Raw genomic sequence first — 24,346 nt, 5'->3', positions numbered from 1 at the left:
GGCTGGCTCACTATGTCCACAAGCAGCTTCAGGCGGCTGGCCATGCTGTTGAACTTCTCGATGGCGATATTGTCCGCCAGCATTTGACAAAGGGGCTGGGGTTTTCTAAAGAGGATCGGGATGAAAATATCCGCCGCATTGGCTTTGTGGCTCAACTGCTGACTCGCCACGGGGTGATCGTGATTGTCTCGGCAATTTCGCCCTATCGCGAGATTCGGGATGAGGTGCGGCATAAAATTGGCCGCTTTGTTGAGGTTTATGTGAATGCCCCCTTGGCAGTGTGTGAGCAGCGGGATGTAAAGGGACTCTATAAACGGGCGCGGGCAGGGGAGATTCGCAATTTTACGGGGATTGATGACCCCTATGAGCTACCCTTGAATCCAGAGGTGGAATGCCGCACGGATTTGGAGACGATTGAGGAGAGTGCGGCTAAGGTGTTGCAAAAGCTGGCGAAGTTTGGTGTGGTGTGCCCAATCGTTGAGTCCTAGAGGGTCATTGCCCCGCAAAAGTATCTAGGATAGAGATTGTAACCGTTCGAGCAGCGAGTATGGGTGAGGCAAAACGGCGCAAGGAAACCCTTGGTGAGGCCTACGGTCAAGAAAAGGGGGGCTGGCTCAAGAAGGAGCAACTGCTGCTGATTCAGAAGTGGGTGACGCGGGGCACGTGGGTCGGCATTGGCCTACTGGTAGTCATTTGGCTCACAGTTCGCTTTATTGGCCCCAGTTTGGGATGGTGGCAATTGACAGCAAATTAGAACGGGTATGCTAGATTTGTTGGCAGCATTGGCATGGTACTGGGGACAGCCGCGCATTGAGGCATTAAAGGCAGTCATCTTTCCCTCTGAGGTGGCACTGTATCAGTATCGCGATCGCTACCTGCAAACATTGGCACAGGAGGGTTTTTCTCCCAATCAACAGGGCATCTGGGTTCAAAGTGCTCAGCAGTTACTCGTGAACCACCAAGGCGATCGCCCCCTTGCGGCTGCATCGGTCACTAAAATTGCCACGAGCCTTGCTGTGCTGGATAAATACCCCTTTGACTATCAGTTTCTGACTCGCATCGGCACCACAGGCACGCTGCAAAATGGTGTTCTCAGGGGGGACTTGGTCTTGATTGGCGGCAATGATCCCCTCTTTGTCTGGGAGGAGGCGATCGCCATCGGTAATGCCCTCAATCGCTTGGGCATTCGTCAAGTGCAGGGGAATTTAGTCATCGTTCCCCCTTTTGTAATGAACTTTTACCCTGAACCCCAGACCGCCGCAGCGCTATTCAAACTCGCCCTAGATCACCGCCGCTGGACGCCTGAAATTCAAACGGCCTATGAACAGCACCTGAAGGGACAACCCCGCCCCCAAGTAAGTATGACGGGTGAAACACGCTTCCAAAGCACGATCCCTGCGAGTGTTACCCTGCGCCTCGAGCATCGCTCACTCCCCTTGGGGGAAATTGTGCGGCAAATGAATATCTACAGTAACAATGAGATTGCGGAAACCCTAGCAGAAATGGCAGGGGGTGCTGCAACCGTAGCTCAAGTGGCCGCCCGTAAAGCCAATGTACCCCCCAGTGAAATTCAACTGATCAACGGCTCAGGTCTGGGGGAGGAGAATCGCATTTCTCCCCGGGCGGCGTGTGGGATGCTTTTGGCGCTTCAGGAGATGCTCGCTCAGAAAAACCACAGTTTGGCGGATGTGCTACCCATGGCGGGGCGCGATCGCGGCACCGTTGAGTATCGTCAGTTACCCACCGCCACACTGGTGAAAACCGGTTCCCTTTGGAATGTGAGTGCGTTGGTTGGCGTCTTACCCACAGCAAAATACGGCACTGTCTGCTTTGCGCTTCTCAATGGCGGAGACAACCTAGAAGGGTTTCGGCGGGCACAGGATCGCTATGTGCAGCACCTGAGTCAAACGCTACAAGCGACCCAAAGACTGGGTGCTGAATTTCACCGCCAAGCCCCTGCTCCGCGGTTTGGCGACCCCCAACGCATTCAGCTCCTGAAGGCGCAATAAACGATGACAGCACAACAACTGGGAATTGTTGTCCAAGGCTCTCTCAGTCAGGGCTTAGAGGTACGACTGTGTGGCAACGTCTCTGTAGAAGAACTGCGGGTCGGCCAATTTTTAGTGATCCAAGGCCAGCGATCGCGCTTCTTTTGTCTGCTGACGGATGTCGTGCTTGGTACGGCCAATCCCCGCATTCTGCTCAATCCCCCCGCCCTTGAGGATACCTTTTTGCAGGAGGTACTGGCGGGTACGGGCACGTTTGCGACGCTAAGTGTGGCACCGATGTTGATGATCCTCAACGATGAGCAGGATTTACTGCCCGTAAAAACGATCCCTGCCCATTTCAGTCCTGTCTATGAGGCCAGTGAACGGGAGTTTCGCGCCGTGTTTGGCTGGGAAGACGATCCGCAGCGGCGCAACTTTGCCATTGGCACTCCCTTAGATATGGCAGTCCCCATCTGTTTGGACTTGGATCGCTTTGTCGAGCGCAGCAACGGCATCTTTGGCAAGTCGGGGACGGGCAAATCCTTCCTAACGCGGCTGTTGCTGTCGGGGATTATCCGCAAACAGGCGGCAGTGAACTTGATTTTTGATATGCACTCGGAGTATGGCTGGGAAGCCACCCGTGAAGGCAAGTCAGTCAGCACCGTTAAGGGATTGCGGCAACTGTTTCCACAGCAGGTGAAGATCTATACCCTTGATCCCGAATCCACGCAACGGCGGGGGGTGCGCGATGCCCAAGAACTCTACATTGGCTTTGATCAAATTGAGGTGGAGGATCTGGCGCTGGTGCAGGGGGAACTTAACCTTTCAGAAGCCAGCCTCGAAAATGCCATTATTCTGCGCAATGAGTTTGGCAAGGGTTGGATTAGTCGCCTTTTGGTGATGACAAATCAGGAGATTCAGGAGTTTTGCGAAACGAAGATGGGCAGCAAAGCCTCGATCATGGCGCTGCAACGCAAACTGACACGGCTAGAGCAACTGAAGTACCTGCGGAATACCTGTACCAAGAACTACATTGGTCAGATTTTGGACACTCTTGCGGCGGGTCAACATGTGGTGATTGAGTTTGGCTCCCAAGCCAATATGCTCTCCTATATGCTGGCGACGAATATTATTGCCCGCCGCATCCACCAAGCCTATGTGCAGCAGTCGGAGATTTTTTTGCAAACCAAGAATCCCAGCGATCGCCCGCGTCAACTGGTGATCACGATTGAGGAGGCTCACCGCTTCTTGAATGCAGCGACGGTGAAGCAAACGATTTTTGGGACGATCGCCCGCGAAATGCGCAAGTACTTTGTCACGCTCCTCGTTGTTGATCAACGGCCTTCGGGCATTGATAGCGAGATCATGTCGCAAATTGGCACCCGCATCACCGCACTCCTTAACGATGAAAAGGACATTGAGGCCATTTTCACTGGGGTGGCGGGTTCGCAGCAGTTGCGATCGGTGTTGGCCAAGCTGGATTCTAAACAACAGGCGCTTGTGCTGGGTCATGCGGTGCCGATGCCTGTGGTGATCCAAACCCGCAGCTATGACGAAACCTTCTATGCCGAGATCGGCGATCGCGATTGGGAGGAACTCCCTACACCCATGTTATTGGAGGCGGCTCAAGCGGCGAAGTCAGATCTGGGGATCTAGCCTAGAGCTTTAGAATTGATCCTGAATCAACTCTCAGTGAGGAAAACGCTGTGGCGCACACCATTGTCACGAATACCTGCGAAGGGGTTGCCGATTGCGTTGAGGCGTGTCCGGTGGCCTGTATTCATCCGGGACCGGGGAAAAATGCCAAGGGCACCGATTGGTTCTGGATTGATTTTGCCACCTGTATTGACTGTGGCATTTGTTTGCAGGTATGTCCCGTGGAGGGGGCAATTGTGCCTGAAGAACGCCCTGATCTGCAAGCAACGCCGGCATGATGACTGAGCAATGGCTCGATCGCGTGCGGCTTTTGGGGAGCGATCGCTGGCAACAAGTACAACTTACGAATGGCAAAGTGACGGCGATCGGCACTGACCTGATTCCCCCCGATGGCTCTGAGGTGCTGGACTTCGGCGGCGATTATCTCTCCCTTGGGGGCGTCGATCTGCAAATTAACGGTGCCTTGGGCATTCCCTTTCCTTGGTTAAAGACCACCGAACCACTGCCAAAAATTGGCCGCTATCTTTGGCAAGAGGGGATTGATGCCTACGCCCCGACGATTGTGACTGCTCCCCTAGCGGAAATTCACACTGCCTTGAGGGTGATCCACGAATACGTGCCCAATGCGCAAGAGCCTGAAGCCAAAATTTTAGGTGTGCATTTGGAGGGGCCTTTCCTCAATCCCCAGAAGCGCGGTGCTCATCCTCAGTCCCATCTTCAGCCCTTGAGCCTAGAAAGGGTGCAAACAGTTTTAGGGGAGTTCAGTGACACCGTTCAGATTCTCACCCTTGCTCCAGAGTTAGATACCAATGGTGAAGCGCTGCCCTATGTGCGGCAGTTGGGAATTACCGTGAGTTTAGGTCACTCTTTGGCCACCGTGGAGGAAGCGCAGGCGGCTTTTGATGCCGGTGCCACAATGATCACCCATGCCTTTAATGCCATGCCCCCTCTACATCATCGCCAGCCGGGACTGTTAGCAGCAGCCTTGACAGATCAGCGGGTCTGGTGCGGCGTGATTGGTGATGGGGTGCATGTTCATCCACAAATGCTGAAGGTATTGTGGCAGTGCGCAGGCGATCGCCTGTTTTTGGTCAGTGATGCCTTGGCACCCCTTGGCTTGGGGGATGGCATCTACCCGTGGGATCAACGGCACATTGAAGTGAAAAATGGCACTGCTCGCCTTGAGGATGGGACTCTCTGTGGCACAACGGTTCCCCTCTTGGCAATGGTGGGGCGCTTGGTGGATTGGGGAGTTTGCGATTTTGAAGCAGCGTTGACCCTCGCAACGGTGAATCCTCGCCGCGCCATCGGTTTGACGACAGAACTCCTACAGCAGCCGGTGACCCATCTTCTGCGCTGGCGATCGCCCCACCACTATGAACGACTGGCCAGCGAGCTACATCCCCCCTTGCTCAGCCATGATTGAGAGCACCATGAGTACCGCATAAAGGGCACCACCGAGCAATCCCGCAATCACCGAAATCCAAGTAAATAGCTTGGCCTTGTTTGAGGCCTCCAACGCCCCGGCGCGATCGCCTACTGCTAACCTTGAATTGACTTGGGCAGCAAAAATAATAGCGACAATACCGAAAGGCAAACAGCAGCAAATCGTGGACAGAATCGCTGGAACCATGTAGTTAGGAATGTTTTCATTTGAAGGGTTCATTGTTAAATTTCCTTAAAAATCAGGTTTGAATAGGGTTTAAAAAATTGACAGCAATTGATTAGCGATCTTTGAATAAGCACAGGCTAGCCTATTTTTTCTCTAAAGGCAATCATCTCCCTTCCACTTTTGTCAAGAGTCGCCCTCAGTCACCGCAAACGTCGGTAGGGTATGGCAAACTAAAGAGGAATTCACTTAGCTTGCAACACGGAAATTGATCGTGCCTAAAATGTTTGCCCGTTTAACCCTGAGTCTGGGTCTTGTTCTCCTGAGTGGCAGTCTGGCAACGGCACAAGTGGTGTTACCGCGCACCCTTGAACTCAATGCCAAGGAGATGGAGCAAAATGGTTTTATTGTGGCGCAAGAAGCCCTGCAACTGGCACAGTTCCAGCAATTTCAAGAGGCGTTGGTGCGGGCAAAACTGGCAGTGCAGTTGGCACCTCAAGCCCACGAAATTTGGGCATTGCTGGGGGGACTCTACCTCACGGTCAATCAACCCAAGGATGCAGTGCCAGCCCTAGAGCAGTCTTTGAAACTCAATGATAAAAATCCGGGGGCTTATTTCAACTTAGGCTCTGCCCATTTTCGCCTCGGACATTATGGAGCCTCAGTACGGGCGATCGAGCAGGGATTGGCACTGAAACCCGATGCCAAAGAGGAATGGTTCAACCTTGGCAACGCCTATCTAAAACTGGGACAAAAGGATCGGGCGATCGAGCAATACCGCCGCTCATTGCGCTTGGATCGTCAGTTTTGGCCAGCCTATACCAACATTGGCCTCGTGCTCTATGAACAAGGCAATATCCGCCAAGCGGCAAAAAACTGGGAACAGGCGGCAAACATTGACCCCAAAGCCAGTGAGCCGAAACTTGCTTTGGCCACAGCCCTGCTGCAACTGGGGAATGAAGCAAGAGCACTACAACTGGCAGCGGAAGCCCTGCGTCTCGATAGCCGCTACGGCACGGTGGAATTCCAGCGGGAAAACCTCTGGGGCGATCGCCTAGTGGCCGATACGCAAACCCTATTGGCCAAGCCCCCTCTGCGGGCACTGATGAGCCAACTCCAACCTGAGCAATCTGCCCTTCCTCAGCCCTAGAATGATTGAGATTCGTGCGGCAGAGATCACTGACCTTGCCAGCATTGCCCAATTAGTGGCCTTGAGTTTTCACCCCGGTGGTGGTTGGCAAGCCCTTTGGCGCAGCTTTGTCCAGTTGGGGATGGAGCAGGATTTGCGCGATCGCTGGCAGCGCGAGCGTCCCCACTACCAGTGTTGGCTAGCCGTCATATCCATGGGAACGTCTGCTCTATGTGTGGGGAGTGTGGAAGTGCAGCTCCGTGAGATCAAGGGTGAACCCAAACCTTACCTGTCCAATTTGGCAGTGCATCCGGACTACCGGCGGCGTGGCATTGGCCGTCGCTTGTTGCACACTGTTGAGGGCAGCCTTTGCTCTACCTATTGCGATCTCTATCTGCACGTCCTTGCTCACAATCAAGCAGCACAGCAATTATATGCCCGCTGTGGCTTTGCAGTGGTTGAGGAAGGCTTCACCTTTTGGGGAGAGCGGAAATTGCTCCTACGGAAGTCCCTCGCGGGCGATCGCCCCTATTCTCCGTCACCCATGTCATCGTGGGTATGAGTCACCGTATTGGCGGAGACAACTGCCCCTTGGTCTAGCTTTTGCCGCACCTGCTGTTCGACCTCTTGGGCAAAGCTGGGGTTCTCCTCCATGTATTTAATCGTGTTGTCGCGGCCTTGGGCCAAATTTTCGCCGTTGTAGGAATACCAAGCCCCTTTGCGGCTAATCACACCGGTTTCCTCGGCCATATCAAGAATGCAGCCAAGATTGGAAATACCCTTACCAAAAATAATGTCAAACTCGGCAATGCGAAAGGGCGGTGCCACCTTGTTTTTGGCCACCTTAACTTTGGCGCGAATCCCAAATTCCTCCGTTCCCTTCTTCAGGGTTTGCACCCGCCGAATATCCAAACGCACTGAGGCGTAGAACTTAAGTGCTGTTCCCCCCGTTGTCGTTTCTGGGTTACCGTAGGTAATACCAATTTTTTGCCGCAATTGGTTCAAAAAAATCACGGTGCAGCCCGTTTTGCCAATATTGCCGGTAATTTTGCGCAGGCCTTGGCTCATGAGGCGCGCTTGCAGCCCCACATGGCTGTCGCCCATTTCCCCTTCTAGTTCAGCGCGGGGCACCAAGGCAGCAACGGAGTCCACCACCACAATATCTACGGCTGTCGAGCGCACCAGTTGATCAACAATTTCTAGACCCACTTCGCCAGTGTCTGGCTGGGCAACCAGTAGGTTTTCAATGTCCACACCGAGGGCAGCTGCATAGGTGGGATCAAGAGCATGTTCAGCATCGACAAAGGCAGCCACCCCACCCGCTTTCTGGACTTCGGCTACCGCATGGAGTGCCAAGGTAGTTTTCCCGGAACTTTCAGGGCCATAAATTTCAATGATCCGCCCCTTCGGCAGTCCACCCCCCAAAGCAAGGTCAAGGGTGAGTGCCCCGCTAGAGATGGTTTCCACTTTCATGCGGGTGGCATCCCCAAGGCGCATGATGCTGCCCTTACCAAAGTTGCGTTCGATTTGGGAGACGGCAAGCTCAAGGGCCTTGCGCTTTTCGGGGGAAAGGGTGGTGTCACTCATAGCAAGCTGAAGAAGTTGGCACTTTTCTAGGTTAGCGGATTGGCGAAATTGATGGCTTAAGCTGCGAGGGTGAGTTAGATCAGCTTGCGACGCACAACGATGGCATTATCACCCACCACCGGATCGCGGACAAGCAGGTGACCTTCGGTATCCACCACAATGACGGTCTGATACCCCAAGTCATGGGCAGTTTGCCAAAGGTTCTGGGCTAGTTGATCCTGCTTTGTAGGACTGAGATCATACCAACTGTTGGCCAGCATCAATTCCAAGCGCTGTTCGCTGGGGGTGAGGGTGAGGGTGGGATCAAGAGCGTTGCTGTAGCGATCGCAAAGGGCCAGCAATTGTTGGCGGACGGTGAGGCTGTCACTGACGAAAGTGGAAGGAGCGATCGCCCCTGGTGACGGAGTGGGTGTCGGTGTCGGCTGGGGTATTGGGGCGGGTGTTGCCGCCACTGGTGTGGGTGCCGGGCGGGGTTGCACAAGGACACTGGGTTGGGGACGCTGGGTTGCTTTCACCGTTGGCCGAGGGGGAGATTGAAACCAACTCAGGGGATTCAACCAGAGCAAAATGAGAAGTAGGGCGATCGCGATCCCAGTTAGAGTAGCGCGGTTATAACGCTCCTGGAGATGACTCGGCAGCCGTTGCTGCACCCAGCCCATTCCCTGCCACCATAGGGCTGCCCCTCGACTGACCCATGAACGTTCCGGAGTCAACTGCTCTGGGGCGATCGCCCGTTGTGTGGCCACCCCCTTGAGTTGCTCTGTGGCCTTGCTAAGCAGGTTATTGATCCCCTGTAGCATGGCGATCGCTTCCCGTAACAGCAGGGGGAAAAGTTTTTGCCAAAGGGTGGGCTTGGGGGTCATTTGGGAGCGCCAATCGATCGTATGAGCTATTTTTGATCCTACGGCATCAGATCGCCGCAAATCGCTGCTGCAAAACCGCCGCTGACTGCTACCATGATCCCAAGACAAACCGAGATAACAACGTGAAGGGCATTCAGCAATTTAATATTGAAGGATTCCAGCGGCAAATTCGCAGTGCCCCCGTGCCTGTGATCGTGCATTTTTGGGCTCCTTGGTGTGGCCTCTGCCGCCTTATTGATCCCCTGCTGGATCAACTGGAGCAGTCGCTGCCGCACCGGTTGCAAATTCTTCGGATCAATGCCGATGAAAACTTTGCCCTCAGTCGTCACTTTCAACTGACGAGTCTGCCAACCCTTCTTTTTTTTGAGCGCGGCGAATTGGTGCAGCGGTTTGATCCTGCTCTTGTCAAGGGGGACTTTCGTCAAGCCTTGCAGCAACTGCTTGCCCACTCCTTTCCTAGCCTCTTGCCTGCTGAGTCCCACCGCTCCTAAGACCCGAAGTTGCGATGACTAAGCTGCGTCGCCTCAGTCAGTTTTTAGAGGAACGCTGGGTGACCCCCGCCTATGCGGGACTGCTGCTATTGGGCATGAATCTCTTTCTTTTTGCGGCAGCCATTAATTCGATGGCGGGTTGGCTGTACGTGATTACGGGGATCATTTTTGGTCTGCTCTTGGTGGCGGCGATTCTACCGCCGCGCTATTTGCGGGGATTGGTGCTGGAGCGAGCCAAGGTGGATCCAGTTCATGCGGGCGATCGCCTACGCCTGACCGTCTTTCTGACCAATGCCACCCAAACGCCTCGCCACAATTTGCAAGTGATTGACCCCGTTCCCCGTGGCCTCTGGTCAGCCACCCAGCGCGAATGTCCCCAACAGGCGATCGAGCGGCTGCCACCACAGGAAACAACCACTTGGCAGTACGATCTCATCCCACCGCGGCGGGGGATTTATGAGTGGCAACAGCTTCGGCTGCGCACCGCTGCCCCCTTGGGCCTCTTTTGGTGTCAGCGCTCATTTCCCGTACCGCAGCAGGTGGTGGTTTATCCGCAGGTTTTGCAACTGCAACAGTGTCCTTTACTCGATCAACTGGGGCAAGAGATTTCCCAAGAGTGGCGCGATCGCCAGCATCATCTTCACGTTGCCCAAGAGGGCATCACCCGTGCCTTACGTCCCTACCGCTGGGGAGACCCTTTGCGTCTAGTGCATTGGCGCACCAGTGCCCGCTATGGCGAACTGCGAGTGCGCGAGTTTGACACCTTTAGCGGTGGCAATGCGGTGATCATTGCCCTTGATACCCGTCCCCACTGGAGCGGCGAAGACTTTGAGCAGGCGGTGATTGCGGCGGCTAGCCTCTACCTTTACAGTTTGCAACAGCAAATTCCTGTCCAGTTTTGGAGTCCCGCCACGGGGATGCTCCACGGTCAGCCAACGGTACTGCGGGCCCTAGCAGCGATCGCCCCCGGCGACACCGATGCTGAGTATCCCATCGATTCCCTTGTCTGGCTCACCAGTCAATGGCCTAGCCCTGAACCTTTGCCCCCCGGCAGTATCACTGTGCTCTGGGGAGAGCCACCCTCACGGCGGCAAGGGGCAATTCTGTGGATTGATCGCGATCGCCCCCTCGGCAGCCAATTACAAACCCCTATCAGCTACCCCCTGTCTTAGGGCAGCGGGCGCCACTCACCACTGCTAACAAAGGCCGCCCAAAAATAGGGAATTTGCTTACTGGAGTCAGTCATTAACTGCAACTGCGCTTGCCGTAGGGCTTCACTGCGTCCCTTGCCAGCCGCTAGATTTTGATAAAAGGCAACCATCAGTTGTTGGGTCGTGGTGTCATCCACCTTCCAGAGGGAACTCACTTGGGTACGTGCCCCCGCCAAGGTAAAGGCTCGCCGCAAGCCATAGACACCATCGCCATTGAGAATATCGCCACGCCCCGTATCACAGGCGGACATCACCACTAACTCGGTACCATCAAGGTTAATGCCGGTGACTTCAAAAGCCGTTAACACGCCATCATCCACCCCACTCTGCCGTTGATTGAAACCCGCCAAGGCCAAGCCGGAGCGCAACAGTGGATTTTCCCCCCTAAAGGGAGTATTGGCATTGAGACCACGAGTGTTTTGCAGCACTTGGGGAGAGACGGGCGGACTCTCTAGGAAAAATCCATGGGTGGCGAGGTGAAGTACCCGTGGCCGCTGCGTTTGTTTGATGGTAGTTTCGGTGGCACTGCTACCCGTGAGGATCTGCGCTTGGGGCAAGAGCGTGCTTACGGTTTTCACCTCCGTGGCGGTTCCGGGTAACTCCGTAAATGTCAGGCTGCGCAAATCCAGCGATCGCGGGTTCACTCCCCGCTGACTACCGGCCACAGCACGACCACTCCCTTGACTAAACGTGGGATTACCCACTACCAAGGGGGGATTTGCCGGTTTGCCCCGCTGTTGCAGCCGCAGCAAGTCGCGTCCTGAGGTGAGCAGTGTGATCGTATAGGACTGCACCAGATAGCGATCCTGCCGATCCACCAAGGCCTCAAAGGAGAGAGTATTGAGCTGACCGTCGGGAGCCACCAGCAGATGGGTACTGCCCGCTAGGAAGGGTTCCAGAGGAGCCAAGAGGCGCTCATAGGCCGCCTTCAAAGAGGGCTTCGTTACCGTAGCGGGCAATCTTGGATCCGCCATCCGCTGGCGTGCTGCCTTAATGACCGTATCGAGATCAGCGACGGTACCCAAGTCTCGCCATTGGGGAGCACCCCTATTTTTCAGGGCATAGAGGGCGTAGCGGGGGGCTTCCCAGCGGTTGGCTTTCGGGTTGTAGGGCACATACTGGATAAACTCCAATAGCACAGCATTGGCGGGAATTGCTTGCTGCACGGCACTGAGGGTGACGGGGGTGACGTCTAAACGGAAGCTGACATTTTGACTCATCAGCTGGGCTTCCAGTTGGTTAGCACGCTGTTCGAGTTGGCTAATTTGGCTGGCCGGCGGTGGGCGATCGCGCACAAAGGTGAGGCTAGCAATCTGTGTTCGCACACGAATTAATTCATCCAGTTGCTGCTGCCCCGAGGCATCCAATTGATGGCGTAGGCGACTGGCCGTTGCCGCTAAAACATCCAACAACCGACCTTTACGGCGCAACATGGTGGTCAAGGCTAGGTTGGCCACTGCTGGATTCTGGGGATTCCCCTGCAAATGGAAGGAAATCGCGGTGTTGGTGGAGTCTTGAAACGTGGCCAGATAGTTGCGCTTGTATTCCTCGGAGCCAACCACGAGGTTGCGGCTAAGGTTGACCTCTTCAATCTCAAGGGCACGGTTGAGAGCGGTTAAGGCCTCATTGATTGTCCCCTGTGCCCAGTAGGCTTTGGCTAAATTGGCAAGACTCAGCGCCAAGTAGGGATGTTCGCCACCAAGGGTACGCTGCCGCAGGGCAATACTGCGTTGATAGAGGGGAAGCGCTGCCCCGTAATTGCCTTGGACTCGATAGAGTTCAGCCAAGTTGTTGAGGCTAGTGGCCACATCGGGGTGATCTGTCCCCAGCACTTTTTCGCGGATAGCCAAACTGCGTTGGTAAAGGGGTAGTGCCGCGCCATAATTGCTCTGAGCACGATAGAGTTCGGCAAGGTTATTCAACACCGTTGCCACCAAGGGATGTTCTGCCCCTAAGGCGGGTTCGAGGAGACCCAGACTGCGCTGGTAGAGGGGCAAGGCTGTGGTTAGGCTGCCCTGCAAATGGTACATCACTGCCAAGTTGTGCACACTCAAGCCCACATCGGGATGGGTCTTGCCAAGGGCTTGTTCACGGATGGCAAGGGCGCGTTGATAGAGGGGCAGGGCCTCACCGTAGTTGCCTTGATCGGTGTAGAGGTTGGCGAGGTTATTGAGGCTGGTGGCAACATCGGAATGATTGGCGCCAAGGGCTTGTTCACGGATGGCTAAGCTGCGCTGATAGAGGGGAATCGCCTCACTAAAGTTGCCCAGTTCCTTGTAGGTGACAGCAAGGTTATTCAAAGTTGCAGCCACAGTGGGGTGATGGGCACCTAAAACCCGCTCAGCGATCGCCACCAATTCCCGCGAGGGTGCCACTGCTGCGCCATAATTTCCCTGTTTTTGCAACTGCTCAATCTGATTTGTGAGGGCAATGACATGATTACTATCGCCGCCAAAAGAGGTTTTGCGAATCACGTCTAGTTCACTGACGGCGGCACTATAGCGCTGTTGTAGGGCATCCAACCGCTGCATAATATCGCGCAACTGTTGGGCTTCATTTTGTGCGAGTCCCCGCTGGTAAAATCCTGTGGTTGTGGCGATCGCCAACAGAAGCGCAAAACCACACCGATGACCCGACATCTGTCTCATAAAGCACCTGCCGCTGCTGTCATCTCTATCCTAGACAGCCAACTTTCAGAATGCGTTCCCAATGTAACGACAAATTACAGTTATCCCCTAACCCCTAGGCGTTGCCTATAATAGAAGTGTTACGGTTGTTAACAATTCACGATAATCTCTCATTTGCAACCGAACTTAGCAATAGTAATAGCAGCCTTAATGCCTGACGGGCAGGGTTTTCGGCTATTCTTGGGAACACTCGCAGAAACAACAATCGCAGTTAGGGTAGGCTTATCTAAAGGTCATCAATTTGTAAAGACGTGTGATTCATTTTTCAATTCTTTATTTGTATTGATGAGAACGAAGTGCCTATGAAGTATTTCCACTCACCAATCATCCCAACTGATCAATGTTTCTTTAGGTGATTTTCTGCGTCAACTCAGCCGAGAGTATTTTTATGGATAGTGATGGTTATTTACCAGAGATTCTTACCCTTCTAAGACAATTGCTACCTTTGTTGATTAGCCTTTTAGATGATGCCTTTGCCCTTGTCCTGACCCGCCTCGGTTGCCATCTTCCTTGGCTCGAGAAGATCATGCCTTTTGTCCTCAGTGGAGTGACGCTCTATGTGATTATTCATGGCGGTAAGGTGATCCACGAGTTTTGCCAGCAGAAATGGGAATCACCTCAATCCCCGAATGTATCCCCGTTGCAATAGTGTTAGGAAATCCCCACAAATCCCACTGCATTTTGGTAGTCATTTTTACAATCGTGGGCGATCGCCATTAAGATCAAGGTGAAGCCTATGACCGGTTGAATGTGGGTGTGGGAAGCGCACGGAAGCCTGTGTCGCCGTACAACGGTGAATTCGAGGCAACCTATGGAACTGCAACGTTCAGTCCCCCCAGCAATTGAGCAAGAATTTATTCGACGTCAGGTGGTGAGTCAACTCCTGCAAGCGCGTTTGCGGGCAACTTGTGGGCTGACGCAGACCTCGACACCCCTTCCCCTAGGGACACCAACGGGCGATCGCCCACCCCTACGGCCATTACAGGAGCCAAGGAATACCAGTGTGATCGAGGCTAGCCAACCCTAGAGTCGGCCACGGGCTTTCAGCAGCAAATAGCGATCCACCAGTTGCTCACTCATTTGATCCGCAGGCGCGTCAAGGACAAGAACCCCCTGTTGCTCCAAGTGGGCAAAGGCACGTTGTCGCTGATGCAGCAGATCGAGAGCGACGGCCTGTTCATAGAGGCTGGTCACTTGATCCACGGCAGCTAAGGGCTGTGGCATCAACGGGCGGTGGGCAAGGGTTTCAATGTAGCGATCGCGCAAGGCAACGCAGAAGGGTAGAAAACGCGGCGTAAGGCGCGCCATGGCTGCGAGGAGTTCTTGGGAAGCCACTTCATCAATGACCTCTGTGAGAACCACCACAAGGGCACGGCGGGTATAGTGTCCCAAGATCGCGCTGACGGTGCCCACATAGTCAGATTCTTCGAGAATGGGTTCACAGCGATACACCTGACTCAGAATCTGTCCCAGATGGGAATCGCCACTTTGAGGCGCAATCCACGTGTGCAGTTGCTGATCAAAAATCCCCAAGCCCACCTTATCCCCCCGTCGCAAGCCCGTCAGCGCCAGTGCCAATGCCGCGTTTAAGCCCCAGTCAAAGCGTTTCAAACCAGCGACAGTAGCGGTCATCAAGCGGCCTCGATCCAAGAGAATAATCAGGGGTTGATCCCGTTCGGGCTCCATGGCGCGCACAAGAGGCCGTCCGCGGCGGGCACTCGCTTTCCAGTCCATGAGGCGCAGATCATCCCCCAAGTGGTACTCCCGCAATTCGGCAAACTCGGTGCCCCCCAAGGCATAGCGTCGTCGCCGCAAGCTGCCACTGGATTCTAGGCTCAGGCGAATCGAGAGCGATCGCAAGCCCATCAAATCGGGATAGACTTCCACTTTAGTCACAACGGGTGCAAACCAGCGTCGCCACGCCAAGCCCCAAGAACTGCGCAGCCGCACATCGCAGCCTGACCATTGAAAGGCACCCCGTCGCGGTGGAAACACATGGTAGAGCAATTCCAACGTACTCTGGGCTGAGGCCGCAAAGGCAAAGTAGGGGATTTCACCCGTAAACTCAGCAGGCACATAGTCGTAGAGTTCAACCCAAATCTGCTCATTCAAGGAAACCTGACCACGGGTGTGCAGCCTGAGGCGAATCGGGTTTTGCCGACCAATGGAGAGCCGTGACTCACAGGCGCGATCGAGGGTCAGTTGCCAGCGACCGATGCGGATATAGTCCCACAGGGACAGGCCGAAAATGACCAGATCGTACAGTCCCATCAGGAGCCATCCCAGCCCCAGAGGCCAGTGGTGCAACCATTCCCGCAACTTCCCTTGGGGAACCGCCTCGGTGATCGGCCATAGCTCTGCTGGCAGAAAGCTGGTCAGCACTGGAAAGAGAAGCCCCAGCAGCAACAGGCCATAGAAGCGAACCGTGGGCACCCAGCGGGGGCGATGGCGACCAAACTGATAACTGGCAGGTGCTTTCATCGGGGGACAGCAACTTTCGCGAGAATACCTTGGATCACTTGGGGCAGCGTGGTGCCGTCTAACTGGGCTTCGGGCTTGAGGATTAAGCGGTGTTGCAGTAGCGGGGTGGCGATCGCCTTCACATCTTCAGGGGTGACATAGCTGCGATCCTCTAACCATGCTTGGGCTTGGGTGGCACGTAACCAGCCCACCGCCGCTCGTGGGGAAGCCCCCAACAGCAGTTCGGGATGTTGACGACTGGCCTGCACCAAGGCCAACAGATACTCCAACACCGCAGGCGCCACATGGACTTGCCGCACTTGCTGCCGTGCTGCCAAGACTTGCTCAACGGTAATCAACGGCTCCAAATTGAGTTGATCGAGATCCCGCGCCTCAAAGCCCCCAAGGGCATTTTCAAGCATTTGCCGTTCTGAAGTTGGCTCTGGGTAGGGGACGACTAGCTTAAAGAGAAAGCGATCCAGTTGGGCTTCTGGCAGCGGATATGTCCCTTCAAATTCCAAGGGGTTTTGGGTGGCCACTGTCCAAAATAAACCCGAGAGGGGGAGAGTGGTGCCGTCAAGGGTTACCTGCCGTTCTTCCATGGCTTCGAGGAGAGCCGCTTGGGTCTTAGGCGGTGTGCGGTTAATTTCATCCGCCAGCAGCACTTGGGTAAAAATTGGCCCCTTGCGCAGGCGAAATGTGCGACTGTTAAAGTCAAAGATACTCGTACCGAGAATATCGGCGGGGAGGACATCGGGGGTGAGTTGGATCCGGCGAAATTCCGCTGCAATCAGGCGAGCGAGGAGCTTCACAAGGAGGGTTTTGGCGGTTCCCGGCACCCCCTCAAGGATGACATGGCCTTCGGCGAGGAGTGCCACAACCAACCCTTGGGCGATCGCCCCTTGACCGACAACAATCTCATTGAGACGCTGCTGAAGGCGATGAAAAAGCTCTTTCACACCCGTTCTGTCACTGCTAAACTCTCCCAATGCTAGCAGAGGTCTTGACAATCTCCCCTTGATGACAATCAATAAATTATCGTCTAGGAAAATTGGCTAAAATACAGATCGAGGGACTTTTGGCAAACCTGTGACGACAACGACTTCTCCAATTGCCACCGCTGCCCAACAAATCGTCCAGCATCCGCAGCACAGCCGTCTTTTTAAGCTACTGTATGCCCTGCAGCAGAATCAGTGGCCGACCCAAACACCGCCGTGGACCGTGAGCGAGGTACAACAGGCCGTGATCCAAATTCTTGAGCGGCTGAAAACCCCCACCCTTTTGGGACAGCGCCTAACGGCCATTGTCAATAGTCTCAACAAAGCACAGGCTTATCAGGTTCTCTCAGCGGCACTCCTGCAAATTTTGGTGCCCCTCTACACCCAATCCCCAACGGCCACACTGACCATCGAGGCGCCAACCTTCAGCACCGCCGATCTCTACGATTTGCGCTTGGAAGTCACTCGCTACTGTACCCCCCTGCAGATGAAGCTTCTTGTGGCTGCCCTGTTGACCACCAAACCGGTGCATGCTCAAGGCCTAGAGCGGTTTACCCTCATTGATTTACTGCAACGGCTGACTCGCCGCTATGGGGATTTAGAGATCTTGCAGACGCAGATGGCCGCTGCTTTGGCGCGCTTGCCCGATGACCCTCTCTATGCCAGTGCCGGCGATCGCCTGATCAAACTGCTGACTACGCTCTATCAACGCTATCAACACAGCCCCGCCCCAGACATGACCCTTGGCACTACCCCACCCACCGTTGCCCCACCAGATCCCTCAGAAACCGAGGAAGAACTCACCTGCCAACTGCTCCCCCACAGTCAATGAACGCTAGGGAAGGGCTGGCCTGCTGGTAAAGAGATTCTGTACTTAGCGGGGAATCCTTGGCGATCGCGGTAGAACAGAAGGGAAGGGCTGACTACTAATCGCGTTAATTCTTTGCGAGGATTCCCACAATGACCAGTCTCATTCCGCCCGGTTGTCCCACGGTGCTGACGGAAGACGATCGCACCGGTACGAGTATTGAAACGCTGCGCCGCGCCTTTATGGATAATCTCTTCTTTATCCAAGGGCGGTTCCCCGAAGTGGCGACGAAAAATGATTACTACTTGGCCTTGGCCTACACCGTGCGCGATCGCCTGCTGTTGCGCTGGCTGAATTCTGCCAAAACCTATCGAGATCAAGAAAGCCGCACCGTTTGCTATCTCTCCGCCGAATTTTTACTGGGGCCCCACCTTGGCAATAACCTAATTAATCTTGGGCTCTATGAAGCCGTTGAGGAAGCCATGCGGCAAACGGGTTTAAACCTCAAGGAACTCCTTGATCAGGAGGAAGAGCCGGGCTTGGGCAATGGTGGCTTGGGTCGCTTGGCCGCCTGCTATATGGATTCCCTCGCCACATTGGAAATCCCCGCCATTGGCTACGGCATTCGCTATGAGTACGGCATCTTTGACCAAGAGATTCGCGATGGCTGGCAAGTGGAGATTACGGATAAGTGGTTACGCTACGGCAACCCGTGGGAAATTCCGCGGCCAGAGTTGATTTTGCAGGTAAAGTTTGGCGGCCATACCTATAGCTACACCGATGATCAAGGGCGCTATCGGGTCGTTTGGGAACCTCACCAAGTGATTCAAGGGGTAGCCTATGACACCCCAATCTTGGGCTACAAGGTGAATACCGCCAATCTTCTGCGTCTGTGGCGGGCAGAGGCGGTGGAGTCCTTTGACTTTCAAGCCTTTAACACGGGCGACTACTACGGTGCCGTCAACCAAAAAATTGCCTCAGAAAACATCACCAAGGTGCTCTATCCCAACGATGAGCAATTGCAGGGCAAAGAACTGCGGCTGATGCAGCAATATTTCTTCTGCTCCTGTGCCCTTCAGGACATGATCCGCCTCTACAAGCAATCGGGGAATAAGGATCTCAGCCGCTTCCACGAAAAGTTCACCGTGCAGTTGAATGATACCCACCCGGCGATTTCGGTGGCAGAACTGATGCGCCTGTTGGTGGATGAGCATCTCATGCCTTGGGATCAGGCGTGGGACATTACTTGCAAGACATTTGCCTACACCAACCACACCCTCTTGCCCGAGGCACTGGAAAAATGGCCGCTAGATCTCTTTGGCTCACTACTACCCCGCCACTTGCAAATCATCTACGAAATTAACCAACGCTTCCTCGATCAGGTGCGCCTGCAATATCCGGGGGATAACGATCGCCTGCGGCGGCTGTCGATTATTGATGAAAGTGGCTGTCGCTATGTGCGCATGGCACACTTGGCAGCGGTGGGGAGTCATGCCATCAACGGAGTGGCGGCGCTGCATTCAGAACTCTTGAAACAAACGGTGCTCAAGGATTTCTACGAACTGACGCCGCAGAAATTTTCCAATAAAACCAATGGCGTCACCCCTCGGCGCTGGATGGTGCTTAGTAATCCCGGATTAACTCGCCTGATTACCGAACGCATTGGCGAAGATTGGGTGAAACACTTGGATCAACTGCGGCGATTGGAACCCTTGGCAGAGGATCGCGACTTTGCGGCTCAGTGGCGATCGGTGAAGCATGGAAATAAGGAACGCCTTGCGGAATACATTCGCGATCGCGTGGGCGTGAAGGTGGATCCCCATTCCCTCTTCTCCATTTTGGTGAAGCGCATCCACGAATACAAGCGGCAGCACCTGTGTGTCCTTAAAATAATCACGCTCTACCAGATGTTAAAAGACAACCCACAACTGGAGATGGTACCCCAAACGTTTATTTTTGGTGGCAAGGCAGCACCGGGCTACTACATGGCCAAGTTGATCATCAAGCTCATTAACTCGGTGGCTGAAGTCATTAACCGCGATCCAGCGGTGCGCGATCGCCTGAAGGTGGTCTTTTTACCCGACTACAATGTGACTCTGGGACAGCGCGTCTATCCCGCAGCGGATCTCTCACAGCAGATCTCAACGGCAGGCTACGAGGCCTCAGGGACAGGGAATATGAAATTTGCCCTCAATGGGGCGCTGACGATTGGAACCCTCGATGGTGCCAATGTGGAGATTCGTGAAGAAGTAGGAGCAGAAAACTTCTTCCTCTTTGGCAATAGGGTGGAGCAATTGCAGGAATTGTGGCGTAACGGCTACCGTCCGTGGGAGTTTGCCAATAATAACCCGATGCTGAAGCGAGTCCTTGACCTCATCGGCTCTGGTTACTTTTCCCATGGGGATACGGAACTCTTTCGCCCAATTGTGGAACACCTCTGGCAAAACGATCGCTATTGCCTCTTGGCAGACTACCAAAGCTACATGGACTGCCATCAACAGGTGCTTCAGGTGTATCAAGATCAAGCCCAATGGGCAAAAATGTCGATTCTGAATGTGGCACGGATGGGCAAATTTTCTAGCGATCGCGCCATTCGCGAGTACTGCCAAGAGATCTGGCACGTTGAACCGGTGAAAATTGTTCTACCGGAAACGTCCTATATGACGCCACCCGTGTCGTAGGTGAATGTTGTCTAGCGTCTGAAACGACTCAGATCATCCCCCTCCTTGCGAGGGGTTTTTGAGAACCTAAACCCTAAGGTTCGCGCTGCCGATAATCGCGGCAGTTTTGGCAGGGGCCTTGGGGATTGACGGCACAGCGCAACAAGGGTGAAAGCGCATTCCAGCGGCAGGAGGGATCGCCAATCACCCACTGGCCATTGACGAGATGGCGATCGCTCGTGGTGTCACTATGCTGCACATAGAGGGCAATTTTTTCCAGTTGATAACGTCCGCCACGAAACCGGTAGCGATGACGGCGTTCTAACACGGTATAGGTTTCCCCTTCATGATCCACATGGCAACCAGGTTGGGGTGTCCAGTCGAGATAAACATGACCCAGCGATCGCCGCGGGTTGATCAGGTGCAACTCTGTCGGTAAGTCGGATGGGGTTGCCATGGCTTCAGATTGATCGCGGCCTTAGGATCGCCTGTCAACTGTGTTGGGCATAACTAACGATCAATCTATCGTATCCTAGCAGTGGCAACATTTCCACCTCCCGTAATTTTTTATGGCAAAACTGTCCACTGACCTCGAACGTGCCTTTTTGAGTCCTGTGCCCAGCCCCAGCGATGGCGAGGTGTTAACGCAGCAACTGGTGTCCTTGGGGGATATTTTCCAATTGGCGGGGGAGCGAACCTTTGGCTTTTTGTTGGCTGTTCTTTCACTGCCCTCGGCGCTACCCTTGCCAGCTCCCGGTTACTCCACTCCCTTTGGCATTGTGCTGTTACTGTTGGGCTGGCAATTGCTCGTGGGTGCCTCAACCCCTTGGTTGCCCCCGCGGCTGCTCAAGCGCACGATGCCGCGATCCCAGATTCAAAAGATTGTGCGCACAGCTTTGCCTTGGCTGCAGCGGATTGAATTGATCTCCCGTCCCCGCTTGCGCCCCATTTGCACGACCCGAGGCGGACGTTTGGGCTTGGGAGTTGCCGTGTCACTGATGGCAATCTCGATGATTTTGCCCATTCCCGGCACCAACACCATTCCAGCGATGGGCATTTTTACGATTGGCTTTGGTCTTTTGGATGACGATGGTTTGATTAGTCTGGTAGGGGTGGTCATCTCCTTGATTGGTTTAGCAGTCACCACATCCATTCTCATTGCCCTTGCTTGGGGGGGAAATAGCCTCCTCGATGTATTGAGGGCATGGCTGCATTCGTAATATTAGGAGGTAATCTCCCTCACGCCTAAGGATCAATGAAAAGCCTATCCATACTGAAGTCTTGCGGTCTCTGGCTCAGCACAGTTGGGGCAATTGCTTTAGTGGCATTGCACCCCGTTAGAACTACCGCCAATCCCAGTACAGAAGACCTACCGCCAGCGGTTGCCGAGGCGATCGCGCTGCCGGTCAATGAAAAGCAAGTTGTGGTTAGCGAGCAACCCTCGGCAGTGGGCCTGACCGTACCGAGTCTCTGGTGGGCAGCTCAGCAGTTTGGGGAAGGGGTGATTCAGCGCTGGCAGGCTTTTCCGGCCATCACAGCGCCGGGGGGTAGAGTTGAAGCCTTTGTGTCGCCGTCTGCTTGGGGACGCCTGCCCTATTTACGGCGTTTTGCCCTGATCAATCAGTTGGGGAATGCCAGTCGCAGCTTTGGTTATCAGTTGATCCTGCGCGATCGCGCAGCGCGCCCTTTGGGCGATCGCCGGCAGGTCATTTATGGTGCCTACACCTGTCAATTTGATGCCCTACCCCTTGAATATCTGCCAGAAGTCACCGATGCCGCAGGCAACCCGATTCCTTTTTTCCCACCCAGTACCGAACTCGACTGTCAAGTATGGGTGAATCCCAATATTCCCGTCATGTTCCCAACTCAAGAACTTCGCTAAAAGGACTGTATCTAGGCCAGAGTCGCCTTTTCCATCACTGTTAATAATTCCTGCCATAGCTTTTGGGTCACAGGGCCTGGACAGGCGGGAAAGATCACCTCATCCACTTGGCGAATCGGCATTAGCAGGCGCACCGATGAACTCAGAAAGCCCTCACTGGCTCTCGCCAGATCCTGTGGGGTGAGAATCACTTCCCGATGGGGCATGCCCAAGTTTGCAACGATCTGCAACAGCGTCGCTCGCGTAATTCCGTGGAGCATCCCAACAGCAGTGGGGGGTGTCTCGACCACACCCTCACGGACAATCCAGAGGTTACTGGTCGTGGCCTCGGTCATCTGCCCTTGGGCATTGAGCAACAGGGCGTCGTCAAACCCAGCTTGCTGCGCTTCCAATAGCGCCAAGATATTGTTGAGGTAATTGCCCGTTTTGGCGGCAGGATCAAGGGCAGCGGTGCTCGTGCGTTGACGCTTGCCTATGGTCAGGCAAATTCCCTGTTCGCTCAATGTTGGTTCGGGGGCGATCGCCATCAACACAATCAATAACCTTGGTTGGGTCGTTGGTTCTGGCAGTAACCCAATCCGCTGGTCGGCGCCACGGGTCACGACAATCCGAATGTAATATTCTCCCGCTGGGGCAGCCGCTAAGGTGCGTTGCACTTCTTGGGTAATGTGCTCATCAGACCACGGCACGCTCATGTAGAGATAGGCGGCTGAGGCGCGCAACCGTGCGAGGTGCTCTGGTAGGGCAAAGGGAATCCCGCGGTAGGTACGCATCACTTCATAAACACTATCACCGTAGAGAAACCCGCGATCAAAAACAGAAATCGAGGCCTCTGGCGTAATCACCCCATCCAAATTGCAGAGCAACACTCGCCCTCTCCCCTAGGGTTGGCGTTCCACTTCGGCTTTCATGCGCTCAAGGGTTTGATGCATTTGATCAAACATGGTTTGGGCAGACATACCAAACTGGCTGAGTTGGGTCTCCAATTGTTTGATGGTCATCTGCGCCATGAAGTCATCGGACAACTCAAAGCGCTTCATAAAAATACGGTAGCGCTCCATGAGTTCTTCCATTTTTGCAATATAAATCTTCTTCCCTTCGCGGTCAAACTTGCCGTACTCGGAGCCAAGCTGCATCAACTGCTGGTAGTCCTGAAACAGGCGTTGTGCTTCCTGTTGAACAATTTCTGAATCAAAGAATCCCATATGACTCTGCCCGATACAGCAACAACCCAAATGCCAACGATTGACCGTTTGGTTTGTTATCTAGTTGCATTCTATCAAAGGCACTTTAGGCGGGGGTAAGAGGGAAAACCGATCCTTGACTCAGGGTTTGCGCCCAAGCGATCGCCGCCAGAAAACTCTGGGGGTCTGCCATCCCTGTACCCGCAATATCAAAAGCCGTACCGTGATCCGGGGACGTGCGAATAAAGGGCAAGCCAATCGTCGTATTCACCGCTTCCCGAAAAGCGAGCATCTTCACGGGAATCAACCCCTGATCATGGTAAAGCGCGAGGTAGGCATCGTAGGCAGTTGCCGGGGCAGGGCGTCCCCACCACGCATCGGCAGCTCCAATCCAGAGGGTATCGGGGGGCACAGGACCAATCAGTTCAACTTGGGGATACTGCTGCTGGGCTGCTGCGAGCCATGGAATCAGCCAAGTCACTTCCTCTTGGCCTAAGTGTCCCTGCTCACCACTGTGGGGATTCAAGCCAGCAATGGCAATGCGAGGCCGCTCCAGATGCCGCCGCTCCCTCAGAAACTGCACAAGGAGCGCGAGTTTTTCATTGAGGCGTTCGGGGGTTAGTGCTTTGGGCACCTCTTGCAAGGGGATGTGGGTCGTCGCGAGTAAAGTGGTCAGCACCCAGTTGGTTACAGGCGATCGCCCCAAGAACACCATGCCCACGTGGGCGGTTCCAGTAAAGTGAGCCAGCACTTCTGTTTGACCCGGAAAAGCATAGCCTGCCGCCTGCCAACTGGCCTTAGAAATCGGTGCCGTCACAATGCCTGCCACCTCGCCAGCGATCGTCCGCTGAATGGCTGTTTCTAAGTAGGCAAAGCTTGCCGCCCCACTCACCACACTCGGTTGCCCCGGCACAATCACCGCATCGAGGGGATGCTCCCAAATCCGAAGCTGGGCAGGATCAATGGCCACCTGTCCCTGCTGGCAGAGGCGAGCGTACGTTTCCTCTAATACTTGGCCTGTACCAGCAATAAAAAACTGCCCTAACATTTCTGAGGGCAGGTGAGCTAGGGCTTTCAGGAGAATTTCTGGGCCAATGCCCGCTGGATCCCCAAGGGTGAGGGCAAGGGACATC

At 54.5% G+C, this 24,346-nt stretch carries 26 protein-coding genes; 16 read left to right on the top strand and 10 right to left on the bottom strand.

The window, feature by feature from the left end:
- Positions 1 to 2: 2 nt before the first annotated feature.
- From cysC to nagA, 6 genes are read left to right on the top strand one after another with little or no spacing between them, the layout of a single operon-like run.
- On the top strand, positions 3 to 488 hold the full coding sequence (cysC, locus tag RHH53_RS09480) for an adenylyl-sulfate kinase (RefSeq protein WP_302679160.1): 486 nt from the start codon (positions 3 to 5) through the stop codon (positions 486 to 488).
- 59 nt (positions 489 to 547) lie between these two features.
- Positions 548 to 754: a DUF2839 domain-containing protein gene (locus RHH53_RS09475; protein ID WP_302678153.1), complete on the top strand. Its 207-nt coding sequence runs from the start codon at positions 548 to 550 to the stop codon at positions 752 to 754.
- Between the two features lie 7 nt (positions 755 to 761).
- A complete protein-coding gene (locus tag RHH53_RS09470) occupies positions 762 to 2,009 on the top strand; it encodes a D-alanyl-D-alanine carboxypeptidase (RefSeq protein WP_302678152.1) in 1,248 nt (415 codons plus the stop codon).
- A 3-nt stretch (positions 2,010 to 2,012) separates the two neighbouring features.
- Positions 2,013 to 3,644 carry a helicase HerA domain-containing protein gene (locus RHH53_RS09465; RefSeq protein ID WP_302678151.1) on the top strand — a complete coding sequence of 544 codons (1,632 nt, stop codon included), beginning with the start codon at positions 2,013 to 2,015 and terminating at the stop codon, positions 3,642 to 3,644.
- A 50-nt stretch (positions 3,645 to 3,694) separates the two neighbouring features.
- Positions 3,695 to 3,922, top strand: a complete 228-nt coding sequence (locus tag RHH53_RS09460) for a ferredoxin family protein (protein WP_011057929.1) — start codon at positions 3,695 to 3,697, stop codon at positions 3,920 to 3,922.
- Complete coding sequence (nagA, locus tag RHH53_RS09455) at positions 3,919 to 5,070, top strand: N-acetylglucosamine-6-phosphate deacetylase (protein ID WP_310743714.1); 1,152 nt, start codon at positions 3,919 to 3,921, stop codon at positions 5,068 to 5,070. Before RHH53_RS09460 ends, nagA begins: the two co-directional genes overlap by 4 nt.
- Here nagA and RHH53_RS09450 read toward each other — a convergent pair.
- A complete protein-coding gene (locus RHH53_RS09450; protein ID WP_149818861.1) occupies positions 5,041 to 5,310 on the bottom strand; it encodes a CD225/dispanin family protein in 270 nt (89 codons plus the stop codon). The genes nagA and RHH53_RS09450 overlap by 30 nt on opposite strands.
- A 226-nt stretch (positions 5,311 to 5,536) precedes the next feature.
- Here RHH53_RS09450 and RHH53_RS09445 point away from each other — a divergent pair, with 226 nt between their 5' ends.
- The gene (locus RHH53_RS09445) at positions 5,537 to 6,403 is read left to right on the top strand and encodes a tetratricopeptide repeat protein (RefSeq protein WP_310743713.1); all 867 of its coding nucleotides are present in this window, start codon (positions 5,537 to 5,539) and stop codon (positions 6,401 to 6,403) included.
- A 1-nt stretch (position 6,404) separates the two neighbouring features.
- Entirely contained in the window at positions 6,405 to 6,944 is a 540-nt protein-coding gene (locus RHH53_RS09440) for an N-acetyltransferase (protein ID WP_302678149.1), read from the top strand.
- Here the strand turns inward: RHH53_RS09440 and recA are convergent.
- Together recA and RHH53_RS09430 are read right to left on the bottom strand one after the other, a co-directional pair.
- Entirely contained in the window at positions 6,911 to 7,969 is a 1,059-nt protein-coding gene (recA, locus tag RHH53_RS09435; protein ID WP_206199939.1) for a recombinase RecA, read from the bottom strand. The genes RHH53_RS09440 and recA overlap by 34 nt on opposite strands.
- A gap of 74 nt (positions 7,970 to 8,043) precedes the next feature.
- Entirely contained in the window at positions 8,044 to 8,832 is a 789-nt protein-coding gene (locus RHH53_RS09430) for a hypothetical protein (RefSeq protein ID WP_310743712.1), read from the bottom strand.
- A gap of 32 nt (positions 8,833 to 8,864) precedes the next feature.
- On the opposite strand from RHH53_RS09430, the gene RHH53_RS09425 reads away from it, so the two are divergent.
- Complete coding sequence (locus RHH53_RS09425; protein WP_225901551.1) at positions 8,865 to 9,323, top strand: co-chaperone YbbN; 459 nt, start codon at positions 8,865 to 8,867, stop codon at positions 9,321 to 9,323.
- A gap of 14 nt (positions 9,324 to 9,337) precedes the next feature.
- Positions 9,338 to 10,495 carry a DUF58 domain-containing protein gene (locus tag RHH53_RS09420; RefSeq protein WP_310743711.1) on the top strand — a complete coding sequence of 386 codons (1,158 nt, stop codon included), beginning with the start codon at positions 9,338 to 9,340 and terminating at the stop codon, positions 10,493 to 10,495.
- Here RHH53_RS09420 and RHH53_RS09415 read toward each other — a convergent pair.
- Positions 10,492 to 13,173, bottom strand: coding sequence for a CHAT domain-containing tetratricopeptide repeat protein (locus RHH53_RS09415; protein WP_310743710.1), 2,682 nt, complete (start codon positions 13,171 to 13,173; stop codon positions 10,492 to 10,494). The two genes, RHH53_RS09420 and RHH53_RS09415, sit on opposite strands and share 4 nt — an antisense overlap.
- A gap of 436 nt (positions 13,174 to 13,609) precedes the next feature.
- Between RHH53_RS09415 and RHH53_RS09410 the strand changes: the two genes are divergently transcribed.
- Both RHH53_RS09410 and RHH53_RS09405 read left to right on the top strand, forming a co-directional pair.
- Positions 13,610 to 13,870, top strand: a complete 261-nt coding sequence (locus RHH53_RS09410) for a hypothetical protein (protein ID WP_206199935.1) — start codon at positions 13,610 to 13,612, stop codon at positions 13,868 to 13,870.
- Between the two features lie 162 nt (positions 13,871 to 14,032).
- The gene (locus RHH53_RS09405) at positions 14,033 to 14,248 is read left to right on the top strand and encodes a hypothetical protein (protein ID WP_206199934.1); all 216 of its coding nucleotides are present in this window, start codon (positions 14,033 to 14,035) and stop codon (positions 14,246 to 14,248) included.
- Here the strand turns inward: RHH53_RS09405 and RHH53_RS09400 are convergent.
- Together RHH53_RS09400 and RHH53_RS09395 are read right to left on the bottom strand one after the other, a co-directional pair.
- Positions 14,245 to 15,702: a DUF58 domain-containing protein gene (locus RHH53_RS09400; protein ID WP_310743709.1), complete on the bottom strand. Its 1,458-nt coding sequence runs from the start codon at positions 15,700 to 15,702 to the stop codon at positions 14,245 to 14,247. The genes RHH53_RS09405 and RHH53_RS09400 overlap by 4 nt on opposite strands.
- Positions 15,699 to 16,640 (bottom strand): MoxR family ATPase, encoded by a 942-nt coding sequence (locus RHH53_RS09395; RefSeq protein WP_302676030.1) that lies wholly within the window; start codon positions 16,638 to 16,640, stop codon positions 15,699 to 15,701. The genes RHH53_RS09400 and RHH53_RS09395 overlap by 4 nt, the downstream gene beginning before the upstream one ends.
- Positions 16,641 to 16,770: 130 nt before the next feature.
- Between RHH53_RS09395 and RHH53_RS09390 the strand changes: the two genes are divergently transcribed.
- Complete coding sequence (locus RHH53_RS09390) at positions 16,771 to 17,511, top strand: hypothetical protein (RefSeq protein ID WP_310743708.1); 741 nt, start codon at positions 16,771 to 16,773, stop codon at positions 17,509 to 17,511.
- A 128-nt stretch (positions 17,512 to 17,639) separates the two neighbouring features.
- On the top strand, positions 17,640 to 20,168 hold the full coding sequence (locus tag RHH53_RS09385; protein WP_310743707.1) for a glycogen/starch/alpha-glucan phosphorylase: 2,529 nt from the start codon (positions 17,640 to 17,642) through the stop codon (positions 20,166 to 20,168).
- Positions 20,169 to 20,241: 73 nt separating this feature from the next.
- Here RHH53_RS09385 and RHH53_RS09380 read toward each other — a convergent pair whose 3' ends face one another.
- Complete coding sequence (locus tag RHH53_RS09380) at positions 20,242 to 20,604, bottom strand: DUF6464 family protein (protein WP_310743706.1); 363 nt, start codon at positions 20,602 to 20,604, stop codon at positions 20,242 to 20,244.
- Positions 20,605 to 20,716: 112 nt separating this feature from the next.
- On the opposite strand from RHH53_RS09380, the gene RHH53_RS09375 reads away from it, so the two are divergent.
- Together RHH53_RS09375 and RHH53_RS09370 are read left to right on the top strand one after the other, a co-directional pair.
- Positions 20,717 to 21,367 (top strand): exopolysaccharide biosynthesis protein, encoded by a 651-nt coding sequence (locus RHH53_RS09375; RefSeq protein ID WP_310743705.1) that lies wholly within the window; start codon positions 20,717 to 20,719, stop codon positions 21,365 to 21,367.
- 35 nt (positions 21,368 to 21,402) lie between these two features.
- The gene (locus RHH53_RS09370; RefSeq protein WP_310743704.1) at positions 21,403 to 22,029 is read left to right on the top strand and encodes a hypothetical protein; all 627 of its coding nucleotides are present in this window, start codon (positions 21,403 to 21,405) and stop codon (positions 22,027 to 22,029) included.
- 11 nt (positions 22,030 to 22,040) lie between these two features.
- Here the strand turns inward: RHH53_RS09370 and RHH53_RS09365 are convergent, their stop codons facing one another.
- From RHH53_RS09365 to pdxA, 3 genes are all read right to left on the bottom strand, one after another.
- Positions 22,041 to 22,898 carry an aminotransferase class IV gene (locus tag RHH53_RS09365; RefSeq protein WP_302678139.1) on the bottom strand — a complete coding sequence of 286 codons (858 nt, stop codon included), beginning with the start codon at positions 22,896 to 22,898 and terminating at the stop codon, positions 22,041 to 22,043.
- 12 nt (positions 22,899 to 22,910) lie between these two features.
- Positions 22,911 to 23,234, bottom strand: a complete 324-nt coding sequence (locus RHH53_RS09360) for a DUF1825 family protein (protein ID WP_206199926.1) — start codon at positions 23,232 to 23,234, stop codon at positions 22,911 to 22,913.
- An 85-nt stretch (positions 23,235 to 23,319) separates the two neighbouring features.
- A complete protein-coding gene (gene pdxA / locus RHH53_RS09355; protein ID WP_302678138.1) occupies positions 23,320 to 24,345 on the bottom strand; it encodes a 4-hydroxythreonine-4-phosphate dehydrogenase PdxA in 1,026 nt (341 codons plus the stop codon).
- Between the last annotated feature and the right edge of the window lies 1 nt (position 24,346).

It is taken from the genome of Thermosynechococcus sp. PKX82 (assembly GCF_031583255.1).
In the GTDB taxonomy this organism is placed as follows: Bacteria; Cyanobacteriota; Cyanobacteriia; order Thermosynechococcales; family Thermosynechococcaceae; genus Thermosynechococcus.
The sequence above is the reverse complement of the archived record's forward strand: the minus strand, read 5'-3'. Positions and strand labels throughout refer to the sequence as shown.